We start from the raw sequence: 21,498 nt of genomic DNA, 5'->3' as shown, positions 1-21,498 counted from the left end.
CGCCGCGTCCTCGCCCCCCAGGGCCAGTAGCCGGTCCAGGGCGGCGGGCCAGTGGGCCGGGGCCGCGTCCGGGCCCGCCTGGGGTTCGCCGGACTCCTCCACGAGGTCCCCGCAGAAGACGATCTCCCGCTCGCCCGGCACCAGGACGGCCAGATCCTGCGCGGTGTGCCCGGGCCCGACGTTGGCCAGCAGGACCTGCCGTCCGCCGCCCAGATCGAGGGTCCACTCGCCGCACACCGCGTGCCGGGGTGCCGTCAGCAGTTCCGCCGCCTCCTCGGCAGCCGCCTCCGGAAGCCCGTTGGCGACCGCGTCCCGGCGCAGGGCCTCGCGGCCCCCGGCGAACACCGCCGCCGTGCCGACCGCCGCGTACACCTCCGCGCCCGCGAAGGCGGGGGTGCCGAAGACGTGATCGAAGTGCGGGTGCGTCAGCGCGAGATGGGTCACACGCCCGCCCGCGATCCGCTCGGCCGCCGCCCGCAGCCGTACCCCCTCCGCGACCGACGACCCGGCGTCCACCAGCAGCGCCGAACCCGCGCCGAGCACCAGCCCCGCCGTGCAGTCCCAGCCCGGCAGCCGACACCGTCCGACCCCCGGCGCCAGCTCCTGCCACCCCTGCTCCGCCCACACCACCGACACAACCGCCACCTCATCCGTGACCCCGGACCTTGCCCCGCGCGTACCCCACGGCCGTACACTGGGCCGGGGAATGCTGGCACTCGGACGACCAGAGTGCCAGGCGGCCGGAACGACACGCTGGAGGTGGGCGCGGATGCTGAGTGAACGCAGACTTCAGGTGCTGCGCGCCATCGTCCAGGACTACGTCGGCACCGAGGAGCCGGTGGGCTCCAAGGCACTCACCGAACGGCACAGCCTGGGCGTCTCCCCGGCGACCGTGCGCAACGACATGGCCGCGCTGGAGGAGGAGGGGTTCATCGCCCAGCCGCACACCAGCGCGGGCCGTATCCCCACCGACAAGGGCTACCGCCTGTTCGTGGACAAGCTGGCCGGGGTCAAGCCGATGACCGGCCCGGAGCGGCGCGCCATCCAGAACTTCCTGGAGGGCGCGGTGGACCTGGACGACGTGGTCGCCCGCACGGTACGGCTGCTCGCGCAGCTCACCCGGCAGGTCGCCGTCGTGCAGTACCCCTCGCTGACCCGCTCCACCGTCCGGCACGTGGAACTCCTCGCGCTCGCCCCGGCCCGTCTGATGCTCGTGCTGATCACGGACACCGGCCGGGTCGAGCAGCGGATGGTGGACTGCCCGGCCCCGTTCGGCGAGGCGTCGCTGGCCGATCTGCGGGCCCGGCTGAACAGCCGGGTCGCCGGCCGTCGCTTCTCGGACGTGCCGAAACTCGTGGAGGACCTCCCCGACGCCTTCGACCCGGAGGATCGCGGTACGGTCTCCACGGTGCTCTCCACTCTGCTGGAGACACTGGTCGAGGAGAACGAGGAGCGGCTGATGATCGGCGGCACCGCCAATCTCACCCGCTTCGGGCACGACTTCCCCCTCGTGATCCGCCCCGTCCTGGAGGCGCTGGAGGAGCAGGTCGTCCTCCTCAAGCTTCTCGGCGAGGCCAAGGAACCGGGCGTGACGGTGCGAATCGGGCACGAGAACGCCCATGAAGGACTCAACTCCACGTCCGTGGTGTCGGTCGGCTACGGTTCGGGCGGCGAGGCGGTTGCCAAGCTCGGCGTGGTCGGCCCGACCCGCATGGACTATCCGGGAACGATGGGAGCGGTACGCGCAGTGGCACGGTACGTCGGACAGATCCTGGCGGAGTCGTAAGTGGCCACGGACTACTACGCCGTTCTCGGCGTGCGCCGCGACGCGTCGCAGGATGAGATCAAGAAGGCGTTCCGCAGGCTCGCGCGCGAGCTGCACCCGGACGTCAACCCGGACCCGAAGACCCAGGAGCGGTTCAAGGAGATCAACGCCGCCTACGAGGTGCTCTCGGACCCGCAGAAGAAGCAGGTCTACGACCTCGGCGGCGATCCCCTCTCGCAGTCCGGCGGCGCCGGTGCGGGCGGCTTCGGGGCCGGTGGCTTCGGCAACTTCTCGGACATCATGGACGCGTTCTTCGGTACGGCGTCGCAGCGCGGCCCGCGCTCGCGGACCCGGCGCGGCCAGGACGCGATGATCCGTATCGAGGTCGAGCTGGACGAGGCGGCCTTCGGCACCACCAAGGACATCCAGGTCGATACGGCCGTCGTCTGCACCACGTGCAGCGGCGAGGGTGCCGCCCCCGGCACCACCGCGCAGACCTGTGACATGTGCCGGGGCCGGGGCGAGGTCTCCCAGGTCACCCGGTCCTTCCTGGGCCAGGTCATGACCTCCCGCCCCTGTCCGCAGTGCCAGGGCTTCGGCACGGTCGTGCCCACCCCGTGCCCGGAGTGCGCCGGTGACGGCCGCATCCGCTCCCGCCGCACCCTGACGGTGAAGATCCCGGCCGGTGTGGACAACGGCACCCGTATCCAGCTCGCGGGCGAGGGCGAGGTCGGCCCCGGCGGCGGCCCCGCCGGTGATCTCTACGTCGAGATCCACGAGCTGCCGCACTCCACGTTCCAGCGGCGCGGCGACGACCTGCACTGCACGGTCACCATCCCGATGACGGCCGCGTCCCTCGGTACGAAGGTGCCGCTGGAGACCCTTGACGGCCTGGAGGACGTGGACATCCGGCCCGGCACTCAGTCCGGTCAGTCCATCCCGCTGCACGGCCGGGGCGTCACGCATCTGCGCGGCGGCGGCCGGGGCGACCTCATCGTGCACGTCGAGGTGCAGACCCCGACCAAGCTGGACGTGGAGCAGGAGCGGCTGCTGCGGGAGCTGTCCAAGCTGCGCGGCGAGGAGCGGCCGACCGGTCAGTTCCAGCCGGGCCAGCAGGGCCTGTTCTCCCGGCTGAAGGACGCCTTCAACGGGCGCTGATCCACCCGTACCGGGCGCCCGTTCGGGCACCCGGCAGGTCGCGGGGGTGCCCGGCCGGGGCAGGCGGGCACCGCAAACCCGGATTCGGACGCGGCGGGAGGACATGACACCATGCGGTCATGTCCTCCGCGCTGACCGATCTCTTCCCCCGCCCGATCGTGCAGGCTCCGATGGCCGGCGGCGTCTCGGTCCCGAAGCTCGCCGCCGCCGTCTCCGAGGCGGGCGGCCTCGGTTTCCTGGCCGCCGGTTACAAGACGGCCGACGGGGTCTACCAGGAGATCAAGCAACTGCGGGGCCTCACCGACCGCCCCTTCGGCGTCAACCTCTTCCTGCCCCAGCCCGAGCACGCCGAGTCCGGCGCCGTGGACCTGTACGCGCAGCAACTCGCGGGCGAGGCCGCCTGGTACGAGACCGAGCTGGGCGACCCGGACAGCGGCCGGGACGACGGCTACGACGTGAAGGTCTCCGTGCTGCTCGACAGCCCGGTCCCGGTGGTCTCCTTCCACTTCGGCGTGCCCGACCCCGAGGTGCTGGCCGCGTTCCGCGGTGTCGGCACCCTCACCCTGGTCACCGCGACCACCCCCGAGGAGGCGCAGGCCGTACAGCGGGCCGGTGCGGACGCCGTCATCGCGCAGGGCGTCGAGGCGGGCGGCCACCAGGGGACCCACCGCGACGACCCCGAGAAGGACGGCTCCGGCCTCGGCCTGCTCTCCCTGCTCGCGCAGATCCGGGAGACGGTGACCATCCCCGTCGTCGCCGCCGGTGGCATCATGCGGGGCGGTCAGATCGCCGCCGTACTCGCCGCCGGGGCCTGCGCCGCTCAGCTCGGCACCGCGTTCCTCGCCACCCCCGAGTCCGGCGCCAACGCCCTGCACAAACGCGCCCTCACCGACCCGCTGTTCGGCCGCACCGAACTCACCCGCGCCTTCTCCGGGCGCCCGGCGCGCGGCCTGGTCAACCGCTTCCTGCACGAGCATGGCCCGTACGCCCCCGCCGCGTACCCCGAGGTGCACCACCTGACCTCCCCGATCCGCAAGGCGGCCGCCGCTGCCGGTGACCCGCAGGCGATGGCCCTCTGGGCGGGCCAGGGCCACCGCATGGCCCGTCCGCTGCCCGCCGGTGACCTCGTCGCCGTGCTCGCCGCCGAACTCGACACGGCGTCCGCCGCCTCCGGCCCCGACGGAGTCGCCCGATGACCGCGCCCGTCTTCGTGGTGGACCAACTCGACCCCATCGACGGCGAGTTCGTCCTCGACGGCCCCGAAGGACGGCACGCCGTCTCCGTGAAGCGGCTGCACCCCGGGGAGGAGGTCGTCCTCACCGACGGCCGGGGTACGCGGGCGCGGGGCGTCGTGGCGGCGGCCGAGGGCAAGGACCGCCTGGTCGTGACGGACCTCCAACTCCGTTACGAGGAGCCCCCGCAGCCCCGTATCACCGTCGTCCAGGCCCTCCCCAAGGGGGACCGCGGCGAACTCGCCGTCGAGACCATGACCGAGGTCGGCGTGGACGCGATCGTCCCCTGGCAGGCGTCCCGGTGCATCACCCAGTGGAAGGGCGACCGCGGCCACAAGGCCCTGGCCAAGTGGCGCGCCACCGCCCGCGAGGCGGGCAAGCAGTCCCGCCGGGTCCGCTTCCCGGAGATCGCCGACCCGGCGAGCACGAAGCAGGTGGCGACCCTGCTCGCCACGGCCGACTTCGCGGCAGTCCTCCACGAAACGGGCACGACCCCCCTGGCGACGGCCCAACTCCCGCGAGCGGGCACCATCGTCCTGGTCGTGGGCCCCGAAGGAGGCGTCTCTCCCGAGGAGTTGACCCTCTTCACCGAAGCGGGCGCCCCTCCCCACATCCTCGGCCCCACCGTCCTCCGCACCTCCACAGCGGGCACAGCGGCAGCCGCCCTGCTACTGACACGCACAGGCCGCTGGTCCTGACAACACCACCCACCTCCCCGCGCCCGTCCTTGTCTTTCGAGTGCCGGTCCACTGTCCTTCTCGCGCAGTTCCCCGCGCCCCTGAGAAGCGGCTTCGCCGCATCCCCACCGCCGCGCGCAGTAGCGCCGCCGAGGCGACCCCACCCCCAGTGACCGCGAGCACCACGACCACCCCGCACCCGACAGGGGCGCGGGGAACTGCGCGAGAAGGCGAGCGGACCCGCACCCGACAACGGAGCCCAGCCCCGGCCAGGGGCGCGGGGAACTGCGCGAGTAGCCCAGCGGGCTCGCACCGGACAGCGAAGGCCAGCCACCCCCAGGGGCGCGGGGAACTGCGCGAGTAGTCCAGCGGACCCGCACCGGACAACGGAGCCCAGCCACCCCAGGGGGAATCCGCGAGGGTGCCCCACCCGCCCGCGAGAGCAACAGCCCCGCTGATCAAAAATCCCGGCACCGAATCAACTCCCCGCATACGCTGACCGGGTGACAAAGGGCGCCCAAGGAAACTACCTCCGCTTCCCCCACCTCAACGGTGAACTGCTGACCTTCACCGCCGAGGACGACGTATGGCTGGCCCCCGTGACGGGAGGGAGAGCATGGCGGGCCACCGCGGACAGCACACCGGCGAACCATCCCCGGATCTCCCCGGACGGACAGGCCCTCGCGTGGACGTCCACCAGGGACGGCGCCCCCGAGGTGTACACCGCCCCGGTGGACGGCGGCCCGTCGAGGCGGCTGACGTACTGGGGAAGCAACCGCACCCAGGTGAGAGGCTGGACGCGGGACGGCGAGGTCCTGGCGATCAGCACGTACGGCGAGGCCGGCCCGCGCCGCAGCTGGGCACGGGCGATCCCGTTGGACGGCGGCCCGGCGAGGACACTCCCGTACGGCCCGGTGGGCGACGTGGCACACGGCCCGCACCCTGTGCTGCTGTCCGCGCCGATCGGCCGCGAGGCCGCCTGGTGGAAGCGCTACCGGGGCGGCACGGCGGGCAAGCTGTGGATCGACCGCGACGGCGACGGCGAGTTCGTCCGGCTGCACGAGGACCTGGACGGCAACATCGAGTACCCGGTGTGGTCCGGGGACCGCCTCGCGTTCCTCTCCGACCACGAGGGCACCGGCGCCCTCTACTCCTCCCTCCCCGACGGCACCGACCTGCGCCGCCACACCCCCCTGGACGGCTTCTACGCCCGCCACGCGGCCGGTGACGGCACCCGCGTCGTGTACGCCTCGGCGGGCGGACTCTGGCTGCTGGACGACCTGGACGGCAGCGAACCCCGCCGCCTGGACATCCGCCTGGGCGGCCCCCGTACCGGCGTCCGTACCCGTCAGCTGAACGCGGCGCACTGGTTCGACCACGCGGCCCCCGACCACACCGGGCGCGGCAGCGCGGTCGCGGTGCGCGGCGCTGTGCACTGGATCACGCACCGCTCCGGCCCGGCCCGCGCGCTGGCCGCCGAACCGGGCGTCCGCGCCCGCACGCCCCGTACGTTCCGCGCCGACGGCGAGGAATGGGTGGTGTGGGTGACCGACGCGGAGGGCGAGGACGCCCTGGAGTTCGCGCCCGCCACCGGCACCGCGCCCGGCGCGGCCCCGCGCAGGCTGGCCGCCGGACAGCTCGGCCGGGTGCTGGAACTCGCGGTCGCCCCGGACGGCAGCCGCGCCGCCGTCGCCGCGCACGACGGACGGCTGCTGCTGGTCGAGCGCGACACCGGCGAGGTCCGCGAGGTGGACCGCAGCGAGCACGGCGACGTGTCCGACCTCGCGTTCTCCCCGGACTCCGGCTGGCTCGCCTGGTCCCACCCCGGCCCCGAGCCGCTCGCCCAGCTCCGCATCGCCGGTACCACCGACCTCAACGTCACCGAGGCGACCCCGCTGCGGTTCCGCGACTACGCGCCCGCGTTCACCGCAGACGGCCGCCACCTCGCGTTCCTCTCCAGCCGCTCCTTCGACCCGGTCTACGACGCGCACGTCTTCGACCTGGCCTTTCTCGACGGCGTCCGCCCGCACCTGATCACGCTGGCCGCGACCACCCCGTCCCCGTTCGGACCCCAGCGCCACGGCCGCCCCTTCGGCGGCTCCGACAAGGACGAGACCCCGGACGCCGAGGGCACCCCCGTCACCCGGATCGACCTCGACGGCCTCGCCGACCGCATCGTGCCGTTCCCGGTCGGCGCCGCCCACTACTCCGGGCTGCGCGCCGCCAAGGACGGCGTCCTCTGGCTGCGCCACCCGGTGCGCGGCGTCCTCGGCGTCTCCCGCGCCACCCCGGACGCCCCCGACCCCAAGACCGAGCTGGAACGCTACGACCTGGTCCAGCGCCGCCTGGACCGGCTCGCCTCCGACGCCGACCACTTCGAGGTCTCCGGCGACGGGAAACGCGTCCTGCTGTGGGCGGACTCCCGGCTGAAGGTCGTACCCGCCGACCGGCGCGCCCCCGACTCCTCCGACGACGAGGGCGGCGCGAACGGCGCGGGCGGGGAGGGCGGCGACGCGAGCGTCACCGTGGACCTGTCCCGCGTACGGCTGACCGTGGACCCGGCCGCCGAGTGGCGGCAGATGTACGACGAGAACGGCCGCATCATGCGGGACAACTTCTGGCGTGCCGACATGGGCGGCACCGACTGGGACGGCGTACTCGACCGCTACCGCCCGCTGCTGGACCGGATCGCCACCCACGACGACCTGGTGGACCTGCTCTGGGAGGTGCAGGGCGAACTCGGCACCTCGCACGCCTACGTCACCCCGCGCGGCGGCCCCGGCCAGGGCCCCCGGCAGGGCCTGCTCGGCGCCGACCTGTCCCGGCACGACGACGGCACCTGGCGAGTGGACCGGGTGCTCCCCTCGGAGACCTCCGACCCGCACGCCCGCTCCCCGCTCGCCGCACCCGGTGTCGCGGTGCGCCCCGGCGACGCGATCACCGCCGTCGGCGGACTCCCCGTCGATCCGGTGACCGGACCCGGCCCGCTGCTCGTCGGCACCGCGGGCAAACCCGTCGAGCTGACGGTCCGCCCGGCGGGCGGCGGCGAGGCCCGGCACGTGGTCGTCGTCCCCGTGGCCGACGAGGAACCGCTGCGCTACCACGCCTGGGTCGCGGACCGGCGCGCCCACGTCCACGAGACGTCCGGCGGGCGGCTCGGCTATCTGCACGTCCCCGACATGCAGGCGCCCGGCTGGGCGCAGATCCACCGGGACCTGCGTGTCGAGGTGGCCCGCGAGGGCCTGGTCGTGGACGTCCGCGAGAACCGGGGCGGCCACACCTCCCAGCTGGTGGTGGAGAAACTGGCCCGCCGGATCGTCGGCTGGGACCTGCCGCGCGGCAGGCCCGCCGAGAGCTACCCGGCGGACGCCCCGCGCGGCCCGGTCGTCGCCGTCGCCAACGAGTTCTCCGGCTCCGACGGCGACATCGTCAACGCGGCGATCCGCGCCCTCGGCATCGGCCCGGTCGTCGGCACCCGCACCTGGGGCGGTGTCATCGGCATCGACAGCCGCTACCGGCTGGTGGACGGCACCCTGGTCACCCAGCCCAAGTACTCGTTCTGGCTGGAGGGCCAGGGCTGGGGCGTGGAGAACCACGGCGTGGACCCGGACGTGGAGGTCGTCCAGCGGCCCCAGGACCACGCGGCGGGCCGTGACCCCCAGCTGGACGAGGCGGTCCGGCTGGCCCTGGAGGCGCTGGAGACCACCCCGGCGAAGACCCCGCCCACCCTGCCCCCGCTGTCGTCGTAGCCGCTCTCCACCCGCGCGCACGTGGTCGGCGGGCCGCCCGGTCCACCTGGTCCGTCCGGTCCGCCGACTACGATGCCGCTGTACCGGTCACCGGTGCGCCGGGCACCGGTACGCACCCCCCCCCGATCACCCGCACGAGGAGGCCCCGCATGGCAGGCGAACCGCAGGACGACTGCCTGTTCTGCAAGATCGTCGCGGGCAACGTCCCGGCGACGGTCGTCCGCGAGACGGACACCACGCTCGCCTTCCGGGACATCAACCCGCAGGCGCCCACCCACGTCCTGGTGATCCCCAAGGCGCACCACCCGAACGCCGCCGCCCTCGCCGCCGCCGACCCCGCGCTCACCGCCGACGTGCTGACCGCCGCGCAGGCCGTAGCCGACGTGGAGAAGCTCGACAGCTACCGCCTGGTCTTCAACACCGGCGCCGGCGCCGGGCAGACCGTCTTCCACGCGCACGCCCACGTCCTGGGCGGCCGTGGTCTCCAGTGGCCCCCCGGATAGCCCATGTCCGTACGCGAGTTGGTGGTCCTCGGCACCGCCAGCCAGGTCCCGACCCGGCACCGCAACCACAACGGCCACGTGCTGCGCTGGGACGGCGAGGGCATCCTCTTCGACCCCGGTGAGGGCACCCAGCGGCAGATGGTGCGGGCCGGGGTCGCCGCCCACGACCTGAACCGGATCTGCGTCACCCACTTCCACGGCGACCACAGCCTCGGCCTCTCCGGAGTGATCCAGCGGATCAACCTCGACCGGGTCCCGCACCCCGTCACCGCGCACTACCCGCGCTCCGGGCAGCACTTCTTCGACCGCCTCCGGTACGCGACGGCCTACCGCGAGACCGTCGGCATCACCGAGGCCCCGGTGGACACCGACGGCCCCCTCGTCACCACGCCCTCGTACACCCTGGAAGCCCGCAGGCTCTCGCACCCCGTGGAGTCCTACGGCTACCGGCTCACCGAACCCGACGGGCGCCGCATGCTGCCCGACCGGCTCGCCGCGCACGGCATCGGCGGCCCGGACGTCGGTGTCCTCCAGCGCGAGGGGCGGCTCGGGGACGTCACCCTGGACGAGGTCAGCGAGGTGCGGCGCGGGCAGCGGTTCGCGTTCGTCATGGACACCCGGCTCTGCGACGGCGTCCACGCCCTCGCCGAGGGCTGCGACCTGCTCGTCATCGAGTCCACCTTCCTGGACGCGGACGCGGGGCTCGCCGAGGAGCACGGCCACCTCACCGCCGGGCAGGCCGCCGCCGCGGCCCGCGACGCGGGCGTACGCCATCTGGTGCTGACCCACTTCAGCCAGCGCTACGCCGACCCGGAGGAGTTCGAACGCCAGGCCCGGGCCGCCGGATTCACCGGCGAGCTGACCGTCGCCCGCGATCTGCAACGGGTACCGCTCCCCAAGCGAGGATGAAACAGCAGGTGGAGGGGCGTACGCTGCTTTGATGCCCCTCCCCAAAGCTGAACTGCACCTTCATATCGAAGGCACCCTGGAGCCCGAGCTGGCTTTCGCGCTGGCCGCCCGCAACGGGATCACGCTGCCCTGGACCGACACCGAGGCGCTCCGCGAGGCGTACCGCTTCCAGGACCTCCAGTCCTTCCTGGACCTGTACTACGAGCTGATGGCCGTGCTCCGCACCGAGCAGGACTTCGCGGACCTCGCGGACGCCTACCTCGCCCGCGCCGCCGCGCAGGGCGTCCGGCACGCGGAGATCTTCTTCGACCCGCAGGCCCACCTCGCCCGCGGTGTGGACATGGCGACCGTGGTCGAGGGGCTGTGGCGGGCGCTCGGCACCAGCCGGGAACGGCACGGCGTGTCCACCCGGCTCATCCTCTGCTTCCTGCGCGACGAGTCCGCCGCCTCCGCGCTGGACACCCTGCGTCTGGCCGAGCCGTTCCTCGACCGGATCACCGGCGTCGGCCTGGACTCCGCCGAGGTCGGCCACCCGCCCGCCGCGTTCCGCGAGGTGTACGAGGCCGCCGCCGCGCTCGGTCTGCGCCGCGTCGCGCACGCGGGCGAGGAGGGGCCGCCGGAGTACATCACCGAGGCGCTGGACGTGCTCGGCATCGAGCGCGTGGACCACGGGCTGCGCTGCGTGGAGGACCCCGAGCTGGTCGCACGCCTGGTCCGGGACCGCGTCCCGCTCACCCTGTGCCCGCTGTCCAACGTCCGGCTGCGCACCGTGGACACCCTGGCCGACCATCCGCTCCCCGCCATGCTGGACGCCGGGCTGATGTGCACCGTCAACTCCGACGACCCCGCCTACTTCGGCGGTTACGCGGGCGACAACTTCGACGCCGTACAGGCCACTCTCGGCCTCACCGGGGAGCGGCTGCGGGAGCTGGCCCGCAACTCCTTCCTCGCCTCCTTCCTGGAGGACGACGAGGAACTCCGGGCGTCCTACCTCGCCGAGGTCGAGGCGTACGAGTTCGGCGCGGCCGTCTCGTAGTCCGCCCGCACGGGCACGGCGGGCGCGTCCAGCCGGAGTGCGACGACCTCCGGCGCCACCGGCTCCGGGTTCTCCCGTACGGGGGAGGCGGACCGGAGTTCCGCCGACGCGGTGTCGAAGGCGTCCGGGACCGGCACGGTGGGCGTGTCCAGCGCGAGTTCGACCACGGCCACGGCAGTCCGCCGGTCGCCCGCGCGCAGCGCGACCGCCGTCAGCGGCACCGCCACCGCCAGCAGCCCGACCGCCAGCACCCGGCCCATCACCGGGAACCCGGCGGCCGAGGCCAGCGCGCTCCCGGTCAGCGGCCCGGCCGCCGTGCCCAGCGAGGACGCCGAACCGACCAGCACCGCCCAGCGTCCGCGCGGATCGAGCGCGGCGGCGAGCCCGATGACGTACGACAGCACGACCGGGTAGAGCAGGTTCCAGGCCACCTCACCGGCGGCGAAGGCGGGCAGGCCGTGCGCGGACGCGCTCAGCGCGATGCAGCCCGCGATCAGGACCGTGCCCGCGCCGATCGGCACCGCGCGGCCCAGCCGGGAGCCCAGCGCGCCCGCGCCGACCACCCCGAGCAGCCCGGCGCCGAGCGCCACCGCGAACACCACACCGACCGTGACCTCGGTCAAGTGCGCCTGGACGCCGCCGATCCGGCCGCTGACCCCCCACAGCGCGTTCTGCGCGAGCGACCAGCAGGGCATCGCGGCGGCCAGCAGCAGCCCCGAGCGCATCCGGGGCGGCCGTCCGCCCCGTAGGGTCCCGCGCACCGCCACCGTCCGGGCGGGCAGCCGGTCGGTGAGCGGCCACACCGCGAGAGCGGTCAGCGCGATGGCGGCCAGCGGCTGGCCGTGGCCGGGGCCGAGGTGAGGGATGGTCAGGTACAGGGCGCCCGCCAGCGCGGAGACGCCGAGCAGCCCGTAGGTGGTGACCCGGTGGGGGTCGCGCTGCGCGGCGATCCCGCTCGCCGCGACCGCCGTCATCGTGCCCGAGCCGAACCCGCCGACCAGCGCGCCCGCCAGCACGGCCGGGACCCAGCCGGTGAGCGCGGCCGAGCCGTAGCCGACGGCCGCCAGCAGCAGCCCGCAGCGGGCGAGCGGCCGGGCGCCGAAGCGGTCCACTCGCGAGGCCAGCAGAAAGCCCGCCGAGGCCGAACTCAGCAGCAGGGCACTGCCGATGGCCCCGGCCTGGGTGGCGGAGAGATGCAGCCCGGAACCGAGCCGGCCGACCGTGGTCGGCAGCAGGTACGGGGCGAGATACCCGGCCGCGAAAAGGGCGACGAGGGGCCAGGGGGTGGTGCGGGGGGCGGACACGGGCGTTCCCAGGGCAGGCGCAAGAAGCGGAACCGGAAAAGATGTGGGGGAGAAGGGCGTCTGCCGTCGTGAACGACGGGAACGCGCGAGCAAGTTGTATCAAGCGGAAGGGTGCGGGAAAAGCTGGGAATGTGTGATCTGGATCACCAATGAGTTTGGTGCGGAGGATGCCGGGTAAAAGGCGCCATTTTCAAGATCGCCCCCTCGGGGACCGCCACACCCTCCGGCCCCCTCCGCCGTACCGTCGCCCCAACTCGCCCCCGCCCGGCGCCGGAACGGCCCCCGCCCGGGCGGGTGGTGCACACTGGCCAGATCCGCAACCGTCAGGGAGCCACCGTGAGCCCGACCCACACGATCGCCGGAGAGGAACCGGAGCACCTCACCCGTGCCGCGCGCCGCGAGTCCCTGTCCGACCCGCTGGCCGCGCTGCGCACGCCGGACGACCCGCCCTGGGACGTCTACCTCACCGGCACGGTCTTCCTGGACATCGTCTTCACCGGCCTCGGCGCGGCCCCCGTGCGCGGCACCGAGTCCTGGGCGCGGGGCATGGGTTCGAGCCCCGGCGGGGTCGCCAACATGGCCACCGCGCTGGCTCGGCTCGGCCTGCGCACCTCCCTCGCGGCGGCCTTCGGCGACGACCACTACGGCGAGTACTGCTGGGACGCGCTCGACCAGGGCGAGGGCATCGACCTCGCCCCCTCCCGCACGGTCCCCGGCTGGCACTCGCCGGTGACCGTGTCGATGGCGTACGAGGGCGAGCGGACGATGGTGTCCCACGGGCACGAGCCGCCGCCCGGCGAGTCCGCCCCGGCCGTCGCCCCGCACGCCCGTGCCGCCGTCGCCTCCCTCACCCCCGGCGTCACCGAGCCCTGGATCGCGGAGGCCGCCCGCGCGGGCACCCGGATCTTCGCGGACGTCGGCTGGGACGACACCGGCGCCTGGGACCTGGCCGGACTCACCGACCTGCGGCACTGCGAGGCGTTCCTGCCCAACGCCGAGGAGGCGATGCGGTACACCGGCGCGAGCACCCCGCGCGCGGCGGCGCACGCGCTGACCGAGCACGTGCCGCTCGCGGTCGTCACCCTCGGCGCCGACGGCGCGTACGCGGTGGACCGGCGCACCGGCGAGACCGCCGAGGTGCCCGCCATCGCGGTGGCCGCCCTCGACCCGACCGGCGCCGGGGACGTGTTCGTCGCCGGGTTCGTCACCGGCACCCTGGCCGGGTGGCCGCTCGCGGACCGGCTGGCCTTCGCCGGACTCACCGCCGCGCTGTCCGTGCAGGAGTTCGGCGGCTCGCTGTCGGCGCCGGGCTGGTCGGAGATCGGGGCGTGGTGGCGCCGGGTGCAGTCGGTCGAGGAGCAGGACAAGGCGGCCCTCGCCCGGTACGCCTTCCTGGACGCCCTGGTCCCCGAGACGCTGGACCGCCCCTGGCCGCTGCGCCGCGCGGTCCCCACCATCGGCTTCCGCCGCTCACGCTGACCGGGGGGCCGTACGGTCCGGCCGGTGGGCGGCACGGTCCGGCCGGTGGGCCGTACGGCGGAAAAATCCTACGGATCGGTCAGTGCACCGTCGTACTCTGGACAGTGCGAGGCCGCCCTCCATCGGCGCGGCCGTGACGAGGAGGACCGCGGCCTTAAGCGCCGGCCCATGACTGAGACACGCACAGCTCGGACTCCCGCGCGGGAGCAGGCACGAGCACAGCTCACCGTCCCCGCCCAGCACCCGATGGTGACCGTGCTGGGTTCCGGGGACTCTCTCCTGCGCGTCATCGAGACGGCCTTCCCGGCGGCCGACATCCATGTCCGGGGCAACGAGATCAGCGCGGTGGGGGACCCGGCGGACGTCGCCCTCATCTCCCGCGTGTTCGACGAGATGATGATCGTGCTGCGCACCGGGCAGCCGCTGACGGAGGACGCCGTGGAACGCTCGATCGCCATGCTCAAGGCGAGCGGGAACGGGGAGGGCGACGGCGACGAGACCCCGGCCCAGGTGCTCACCCAGAACATCCTGTCCTCACGCGGCCGGACCATCCGCCCCAAGACGCTCAACCAGAAGCGCTACGTCGATGCCATCGACAAGCACACCATCGTCTTCGGCATCGGCCCCGCGGGCACCGGCAAGACCTACCTGGCGATGGCCAAGGCCGTCCAGGCCCTCCAGTCCAAGCAGGTCAACCGCATCATCCTGACCCGCCCCGCCGTGGAGGCCGGTGAACGCCTCGGCTTCCTCCCCGGCACCCTCTACGAGAAGATCGACCCCTACCTCCGCCCCCTCTACGACGCCCTCCACGACATGCTCGACCCCGACTCCATCCCCCGTCTGATGGCAGCGGGCACGATCGAGGTGGCACCGCTGGCATACATGCGTGGGCGCAGCCAACCGATCTTCACGAACGTCCTGACGCCCGAGGGCTGGCGTCCTATCGGGGACCTCCAGGTCGGTGATCTGGTCATCGGGTCGAACGGCGAGCCGACCCCTGTCCTCGGCGTCTACCCGCAGGGCGAGAGGGACATCTACCGCGTGGCGGCGCAGGACGGTTCCTGGACGCTCTGCTGCGGCGAGCACCTGTGGACGGTCCGTACCGCGTCCGACAAGCGCCGTGACAAGCCGTGGCGGGTCCTGGAGACCCAGGAGATGATCGGCAACCTCCGCGCGGGGCACGCCCGCCGCTACGAACTGCCGCTGCTCACCGCGCCGGTCTGCCTTCCGGAGCGCGAGGTCCCGATGGACCCGTACGCCCTGGGCCTGCTGCTCGGCGACGGCTGCCTGACCGGCTCCACCACCCCGTCCTTCGCCACGGAGGACCCGGAACTGGCAGTGGCGCTGGAGAGCGTGCTCCCCGGTGTGGCGGTACACCACAAGGGCGGCCCCGACTACGTCCTCAACCGGGTCAAGTCGCCCGGTGACGTGGTCACGCTGGAGAACCCGGTGACCCGTGTGCTGCGGGACCTGGACCTCCTGCGGACCCGCTCGAACAGCAAGTTCGTCCCGGACGTCTACCTGGAGAACTCCGCCGAGGTCCGCCTCGCCGTCCTCCAGGGCCTGCTGGACTCCGACGGCGGCCCGGTCGTGCAGAAGGACCGCACCTGCCGGGTCCAGTACGCGACGACGTCGGTCCTGCTCAGGGACGACGTGATCGCGCTGGTCCGCTCGCTCGGCGGTGTGGCGTACACCCGCCGCAGGGCCGCCGAGGGCCGCACTCCGGGCCGGGCCAAGGGCCGTGACGTGGGATACCGCCACGACGCACACGTCGTCGATATCCGGCTCCCCGAAGGCATCGAGCCCTTCCGCCTCGCCCGCAAGCTGGACCGGTACCACGAAGCCGGTGGCGGCGGACGCCCGATGCGTTTCATCGACAGCATCGAGCCCGCCGGCCGCGAGGAGACGGTCTGCATCCAGGTGGCGGCCGAGGACTCGCTCTACGTCACCCAGGACTATCTGCTGACGCACAACACCCTGAACGACGCCTTCATCATTCTCGACGAGGCCCAGAACACCTCACCCGAGCAGATGAAGATGTTCCTCACCCGGCTCGGGTTCGAGTCGAAGATCGTGATCACCGGCGACGTGACGCAGGTGGACCTGCCGAACGGCACGAAGTCGGGGCTGCGGCAGGTGCAGGACATCCTGGAGGGGGTGGACGACGTGCACTTCTCGCGGCTGTCGTCGCAGGATGTCGTCCGGCACAAGCTGGTGGGCCGTATCGTCGATGCGTACGAGAAGTACGACAGCGCGCACGGCACCGAGAACGGCTCCCGGCAGGGGGGCCGGGGAGGGGCCGGGCCCAAGGGGAAGTAGAGACACGACAGCACCATGTCGATCGACGTCAACAACGAGTCCGGCACCGAGGTGGACGAGCAGGCGGTCCTCGACATCGCACGCTACGCACTGGCGAGGATGCGCATCCATCCGCTCTCCGAACTGTCGGTGATCGTCGTGGACGCCGACGCGATGGAGCAGCTGCACATCCAGTGGATGGACCTCCCCGGTCCGACCGACGTGATGTCGTTCCCGATGGACGAGCTGCGCCCGCCGTCCAAGGACGACGAGGAGCCCCCGCAGGGGCTGCTCGGCGACATCGTGCTGTGTCCCGAGGTCGCCGCCCGGCAGGGCGAGGAGGCGGAGACCCGGCACTCGATGGACGAGGAGCTGCAACTGCTCACCGTCCACGGGGTGTTGCACCTGCTGGGGTACGACCACGAGGAGCCCGACGAGAAGGCGGAGATGTTCGGGCTCCAGGCCGCCATCGTGGACGGGTGGCGCGGCGAGCGGGGCCTGACCGGTCCCTCGCCCGCGCCCACCGTCTCGTGACGGGGGCGGTCGTCGCATGAGTCCGCAGATCGTGATCGGCGCGGTCGCGCTGGTCGTCGTGGCCTGGCTCGCCGCCTGCGCGGAGGCGGGCCTCGCCCGCGTCTCCAGCTTCCGCGCCGACGAGGCCGTCCGCACCGGACGCCGGGGCAGCGCCAAGCTCGCCCAGATCGCCGCCGACCCCACCCGCTATCTGAACGTGGCCCTGCTGGTCCGCGTCGCCTGCGAGATGGCGGCGGCGGCCCTCGTCACCTACGAGTGCCTCCAGGTCATCGACGCGACCTGGCAGGCGCTGCTCGCCGCCATCGGCGTCATGGTCCTGGTGTCGTACGTCGCCGTCGGGGTCTCCCCGCGCACCATCGGCCGCCAGCACCCGCTAAACACGGCCACGGCGGCCGCGTACGTCCTGCTGCCGCTGGCCAGGATCATGGGGCCGATCCCGTCCCTGCTGATCCTCATCGGCAACGCGCTCACCCCCGGAAAGGGCTTCCGCCGGGGCCCGTTCGCCTCCGAGGCGGAGCTGCGCGCGATGGTGGACCTGGCGGAGCAGGAGTCGCTGATCGAGGACGACGAGCGCCGCATGGTGCACTCCGTCTTCGAGCTGGGCGACACCCTGGTCCGCGAGGTGATGGTGCCGCGTACCGACCTCGTCGTCATCGAGCGGTACAAGACCATCCGGCAGGCCCTCACCCTCGCCCTGCGCTCCGGGTTCTCCCGCATCCCGGTCACCGGGGAGAGCGAGGACGACATCGTCGGGATCGTGTATCTGAAGGACCTCGTCCGCAAGACGCACATCAGCCGCGAGACCGAGGGCGACCTCGTCTCCACCGCGATGCGTCCCGCCGTCTTCGTCCCGGACACCAAGAACGCCGGTGACCTGCTGCGCGAGATGCAGAAGGAACGCAACCACGTCGCCGTCGTCATCGACGAGTACGGCGGCACGGCGGGCATCGTCACCATCGAGGACATCCTGGAGGAGATCGTCGGGGAGATCACCGACGAGTACGACCGGGAACTCCCGCCGGTGGAGGAGCTGGGCGACGACCGCTACCGGGTCACCGCCCGCCTGGACATCACCGACCTGGGCGAGCTGTACGGCCTGGAGGAGTACGACGACGAGGACGTGGAGACCGTCGGCGGCCTGCTCGCCAAGGCGCTCGGCCGGGTCCCGATCGCCGGTGCCTCCGCCGAGGTCGGACTCCCCGACGAGCGGCGCCTGAAGCTGACCGCCGAGTCCGCCGCCGGGCGCCGGAACAAGATCGTCACCGTGCTGGTCGAGCCGGTCACCTCACCCGCGATGGAGGAGGCCCCCGCGTGACCCCGAAGGAGCTGCGCGCCCTGTGCCTGTCCTTCAACGCGGCCGTGGAGGACTTCCCCTTCAACCCGGAGACCTCGGTCTTCAAGGTGCTGGGCAAGATGTTCGCCCTCACGGACCTGGGCGCGCGGCCCCTCACGGCCAACCTCAAGTGCGACCCGGACGACGCGGTCCGGCTGCGCGCCGAGCACGCGGGGCTGATCGTCCCGGGCTGGCACATGAACAAGCGGCACTGGAACACGGTCACGGCGGACGGCGCCCTGCCGGACCGGCTGCTGCGTGAACTGGTCGAGGACTCCTACGACCTGGTGGTGGCGGGGCTGCCACGGGCGGACCGGCTGCGGCTGGACCGCCCGTAGCCGTAGGGGGCATCCCCACGGGGTCACCGGCGGCGCGCTCCGTGTGCCGCGCTCCGTATGCTCGGGGCATGACCGACAGCGACACGCTCGACCCCGAGGACCGCAAGATCGTCACCCTGGCCCGGTCCGCCAGGGCCCGTAACGGTGTCCCCGAGGGGGCGGCCGTACGGGACGAGACCGGCAGGACGTATGTCGCCGGGTCGGTGGACCTGCCCTCCCTGCGGCTGAGCGCGCTGCGCACGGCCGTGGCGATGGCCGTCGCCTCGGGCGCGCGGTCGCTGGAGGCGGCGGCCGTGGTGGGTGCGGCGGAGGAGGCCGCGCCGGACGACCTGGCCGCGGTGGCGGACCTGGGCGGCCCGCGCACACCGGTGCTGCTGGCGGGGCCGGACGGGACGGTACGGCGGACGGTCGCGGCGGGCGGCGAGGCGTAGCCGGGGCCGGTCGGGGCCGGTCAGGGGTGGTCCCGCAGGGGTTCCGGGGCGCGTCGGCACCCCCCGGGGGGCGCCCGCGTCGGCGGCCGGGGTCGGCGGGGCCCGGTGGATCAGGGACAATGGTCGCCATGAGCGTTCGTACCCAGTCATCCGAGCAGCCGGCCGAGGCCGTCCACCGTGCCGGCTTCGCCTGCTTCGTGGGCCGCCCCAACGCGGGCAAGTCCACCCTCACGAACGCTCTGGTGGGGCAGAAGGTGGCGATCACCTCCAACCGTCCGCAGACCACCCGGCACACGGTGCGCGGCATCGTGCACCGCCCGGACGCGCAGCTCATCCTGGTGGACACCCCCGGCCTCCACAAGCCGCGCACGCTGCTCGGGGAGCGGCTGAACGACGTGGTCCGCGCCACGTGGGCCGAGGTGGACGTGATCGGTTTCTGCCTGCCCGCCGACCAGAAGCTCGGCCCCGGTGACAAGTTCATCGCCAAGGAACTCGCCGGAATCCGCAGGACGCCGAAGATCGCCATCGTCACCAAGACCGACCTGGTCGATTCCAAGACCCTGGCCGAACAGCTCATCGCGGTCGATCAGCTCGGCAAGGAGCTGGGCTTCGAGTGGGCGCAGATCGTGCCGGTGTCCGCGGTCGGCGGCAAGCAGGTCGAGCTGCTCGCGGACCTGCTGATCCCGATGCTGCCCGAGAGCCCCGCGCTGTACCCGGAGGGCGACCTCACCGACGAGCCCGAGCAGGTCATGGTCGCGGAACTGATCCGCGAGGCCGCGCTGGAGGGCGTCCGCGACGAGCTGCCGCACTCCATCGCCGTGGTCGTGGAGGAGATGCTGCCCCGCGAGGACCGCCCGGCGGACAAGCCGCTGCTCGACATCCACGCGAACGTCTTCATCGAGCGGCCCAGCCAGAAGGGCATCATCATCGGCCCCAAGGGCAAGCGCCTGAAGGACGTCGGCATCAAGTCCCGCAAGCAGATCGAGGCGCTGCTCGGCACCCCGGTCTTCCTCGACCTGCACGTGAAGGTCGCCAAGGACTGGCAGCGCGACCCGAAGCAGCTGCGCCGCCTGGGCTTCTGAGCCCTACGGCGCCGGGGGGCGCCGCTGTTCCCGCAGTGCCTCCCGGAACCAGTGGTACGACGCCTTCGGGGTGCGCCGCCGGGTGGTGCGATCGACGTGCACGAGGCCGAAGCGGCGCGTGTAGCCCTCGGCCCACTCGAAGTTGTCGAGCAGGGTCCAGACGAAGTAGCCGCGTACGTCCACCCCGGCGGCGGACGCGGCGTGCAGGGCCCGGATGTGCGCGTCCAGGTACGCGATCCGCTCCGTGTCCTCCAGCCCGTCGTAGGCGCACCCGTTCTCCGTGACGACGACGGGCGGCAGCCGGTCCCCGTACCGCTCCCGGAACCCGCACAGCAGCTCGGTGAGCGCCTCCGGTACGACGGGCCAGCCCGAGTCCGTGACCGGGCGGCCGGTGATCTCCCGTACGGAGAAGGGGAGTTCGGCGGGGAGCGGGATGCCGCCGAACTCGGAGGGGGTGTTCAGCGGGGCGCCGACGCGGGTGGGGGCGTAGTAGTTGATCCCGTAGAAGTCGAGCGGCTCGGAGATCACCGCGAGGTCGGCGGCGACCTGCGACGCGCTGCCGGGCATCAACTCGCCCATCCCGTCCGGGTATTCGCCCAGCAGTACCGGTTCGGCGAACAGCCGGTTCAGCAGTAGGTCGTGGAAGGCGGCGGCCTCGGTGTCGGCGGGGTCGTCGGAGGCGAGCCAGGTGGGGCCGTGCGAGTTGGTGATCCCGGTCCGTGCCGCTCCGGCCGCGCGCAGGGCGCGTACGGCGAGTCCGTGCGCGAGGAGTTGATGGTGTGCGACGGGCAGCGCGTCGAAGAGGAGTGCCCGGCCGGGCGCGTGCACGCCGAGCGCGTGCCCGAACAGGGTGTGCTCGGCGGGCTCGTTGAGCGTGATCCACCGTTCCACCCGGTCCCCGAGACGCTCCGCGACGACCTCCACGTACGCCGCGAACCGCTCGGCGGTGTCCCGCTCCAGCCAGTCCAGCCCGGCGGGCAGGTCCCAGTGGAACAAGGTGGCCACCGGCCGCACCCCGGCCGCGCACAGCTCATCGACCAACCGGTCGTAGAACCCGATTCCCCCGGGCGAGTTGACCCGGGGCCACGACACCGAGAACCGGTACGCCCCCACCCCCAGCCCCGCCAGCAGCCCGACGTCCTCCCGATACCGGCGCACATGATCACAGGCCACCTCCGCCGTGCTCCCGTCCCGCACCACCCCCTCCCGCGCCGTGAACGCGTCCCACACGGACGCCTCCCGCTCCCCGACAGCCCCCTCGATCTGGTGCGCTGAGGTGGACACACCCCAGAGGAAGTCCGCCGGGAAACGGGGGAGGGGCGCGGGGCCGGGGGTGGGTGCGGGGGTGTCCATGTGCGGGATCATCGGGAACCGGCCGAGCGCCGTCAACACCCCCGGAGTCCCGGCTGCTCCGCGTGGATCGGAAAGCCGCGTGTGTGGCGAAAGGCACAGACAGGAAAGGGAGTTGAGCGGAACCGGGTGCCGCGCGCCTTTCGGACCCCGCTCCTGATCGGTTCCGGACGATCACGTGGGCCGTATCGGACTTCCTCGGGGGAGGGGGTGACCCGGTCGGGGTGCGGCGGGAGCATGGGGCGGGGCGGGGGCGACGGGGGGGGGGGGGGGGGGGGGGGGGGGGGGGCGGGGGGGGGGGGGGGGGGGGGGGGGGGGGG

At 73.1% G+C, this 21,498-nt stretch carries 18 protein-coding genes; 15 read left to right on the top strand and 3 right to left on the bottom strand.

The features are described from left to right. A partial coding sequence (locus KUM39_RS26765) for an MBL fold metallo-hydrolase (RefSeq protein ID WP_217788359.1) occupies nt 1–636 on the bottom strand: 636 nt, incomplete at its 3' end. 133 nt (nt 637–769) lie between these two features. Between KUM39_RS26765 and hrcA the strand changes: the two genes are divergently transcribed. The 8 genes from hrcA (at nt 770) to KUM39_RS26725 (ending at nt 11,029) form a co-directional block, all read left to right on the top strand. After that, nucleotides 770–1,786, top strand: a complete 1,017-nt coding sequence (gene hrcA, locus KUM39_RS26760) for a heat-inducible transcriptional repressor HrcA (protein WP_217788358.1) — start codon at nt 770–772, stop codon at nt 1,784–1,786. After that, on the top strand, nt 1,787–2,923 hold the full coding sequence (dnaJ, locus tag KUM39_RS26755; RefSeq protein ID WP_217788357.1) for a molecular chaperone DnaJ: 1,137 nt from the start codon (nt 1,787–1,789) through the stop codon (nt 2,921–2,923). Between the two features lie 119 nt (nt 2,924–3,042). Further along, on the top strand, nt 3,043–4,119 hold the full coding sequence (locus KUM39_RS26750; RefSeq protein ID WP_217788356.1) for a nitronate monooxygenase: 1,077 nt from the start codon (nt 3,043–3,045) through the stop codon (nt 4,117–4,119). After that, entirely contained in the window at nt 4,116–4,853 is a 738-nt protein-coding gene (locus tag KUM39_RS26745; RefSeq protein ID WP_217788355.1) for a 16S rRNA (uracil(1498)-N(3))-methyltransferase, read from the top strand. The genes KUM39_RS26750 and KUM39_RS26745 overlap by 4 nt, the downstream gene beginning before the upstream one ends. A 482-nt stretch (nt 4,854–5,335) precedes the next feature. Beyond that, entirely contained in the window at nt 5,336–8,581 is a 3,246-nt protein-coding gene (locus tag KUM39_RS26740) for a S41 family peptidase (protein WP_308288253.1), read from the top strand. A 149-nt stretch (nt 8,582–8,730) separates the two neighbouring features. After that, entirely contained in the window at nt 8,731–9,084 is a 354-nt protein-coding gene (locus KUM39_RS26735) for a histidine triad nucleotide-binding protein (protein ID WP_217788354.1), read from the top strand. Nucleotides 9,085–9,087: 3 nt separating this feature from the next. After that, complete coding sequence (locus KUM39_RS26730) at nt 9,088–9,993, top strand: ribonuclease Z (RefSeq protein ID WP_217788353.1); 906 nt, start codon at nt 9,088–9,090, stop codon at nt 9,991–9,993. Between the two features lie 31 nt (nt 9,994–10,024). After that, a complete protein-coding gene (locus KUM39_RS26725; protein WP_217788352.1) occupies nt 10,025–11,029 on the top strand; it encodes an adenosine deaminase in 1,005 nt (334 codons plus the stop codon). Here KUM39_RS26725 and KUM39_RS26720 read toward each other — a convergent pair. Further along, entirely contained in the window at nt 10,981–12,333 is a 1,353-nt protein-coding gene (locus KUM39_RS26720) for an MFS transporter (RefSeq protein ID WP_217788351.1), read from the bottom strand. The genes KUM39_RS26725 and KUM39_RS26720 overlap by 49 nt on opposite strands. A 354-nt stretch (nt 12,334–12,687) precedes the next feature. On the opposite strand from KUM39_RS26720, the gene KUM39_RS26715 reads away from it, so the two are divergent. The 7 genes from KUM39_RS26715 to era all read left to right on the top strand — a co-directional run bounded on the left by KUM39_RS26715 (nt 12,688) and on the right by era (nt 19,828). Next, on the top strand, nt 12,688–13,812 hold the full coding sequence (locus tag KUM39_RS26715; RefSeq protein WP_308288254.1) for a carbohydrate kinase family protein: 1,125 nt from the start codon (nt 12,688–12,690) through the stop codon (nt 13,810–13,812). A 168-nt stretch (nt 13,813–13,980) separates the two neighbouring features. Next, nucleotides 13,981–16,131 carry a PhoH family protein gene (locus KUM39_RS26710; RefSeq protein ID WP_217788349.1) on the top strand — a complete coding sequence of 717 codons (2,151 nt, stop codon included), beginning with the start codon at nt 13,981–13,983 and terminating at the stop codon, nt 16,129–16,131. Nucleotides 16,132–16,146: 15 nt separating this feature from the next. Next, complete coding sequence (ybeY, locus tag KUM39_RS26705) at nt 16,147–16,644, top strand: rRNA maturation RNase YbeY (protein WP_217788348.1); 498 nt, start codon at nt 16,147–16,149, stop codon at nt 16,642–16,644. Nucleotides 16,645–16,660: 16 nt separating this feature from the next. Continuing rightward, a complete protein-coding gene (locus tag KUM39_RS26700) occupies nt 16,661–17,959 on the top strand; it encodes a hemolysin family protein (RefSeq protein ID WP_217788347.1) in 1,299 nt (432 codons plus the stop codon). Further along, nucleotides 17,956–18,315, top strand: coding sequence for an MmcQ/YjbR family DNA-binding protein (locus KUM39_RS26695; RefSeq protein WP_217788346.1), 360 nt, complete (start codon nt 17,956–17,958; stop codon nt 18,313–18,315). Before KUM39_RS26700 ends, KUM39_RS26695 begins: the two co-directional genes overlap by 4 nt. 68 nt (nt 18,316–18,383) lie before the next feature. After that, nucleotides 18,384–18,746, top strand: coding sequence for a cytidine deaminase-like protein (locus KUM39_RS26690; protein WP_217788345.1), 363 nt, complete (start codon nt 18,384–18,386; stop codon nt 18,744–18,746). A 128-nt stretch (nt 18,747–18,874) separates the two neighbouring features. Then, complete coding sequence (gene era / locus KUM39_RS26685) at nt 18,875–19,828, top strand: GTPase Era (RefSeq protein WP_217788344.1); 954 nt, start codon at nt 18,875–18,877, stop codon at nt 19,826–19,828. Between the two features lie 3 nt (nt 19,829–19,831). Here the strand turns inward: era and KUM39_RS26680 are convergent, their stop codons facing one another. Further along, the gene (locus KUM39_RS26680; protein ID WP_217788343.1) at nt 19,832–21,181 is read right to left on the bottom strand and encodes a GH1 family beta-glucosidase; all 1,350 of its coding nucleotides are present in this window, start codon (nt 21,179–21,181) and stop codon (nt 19,832–19,834) included. Nucleotides 21,182–21,498: the final 317 nt, after the last annotated feature.

It is taken from the genome of Streptomyces corallincola (assembly GCF_019104725.1).
In the GTDB taxonomy this organism is placed as follows: Bacteria; Actinomycetota; Actinomycetes; order Streptomycetales; family Streptomycetaceae; genus Streptomyces; species Streptomyces corallincola.
The sequence above is the reverse complement of the archived record's forward strand: the minus strand, read 5'-3'. Positions and strand labels throughout refer to the sequence as shown.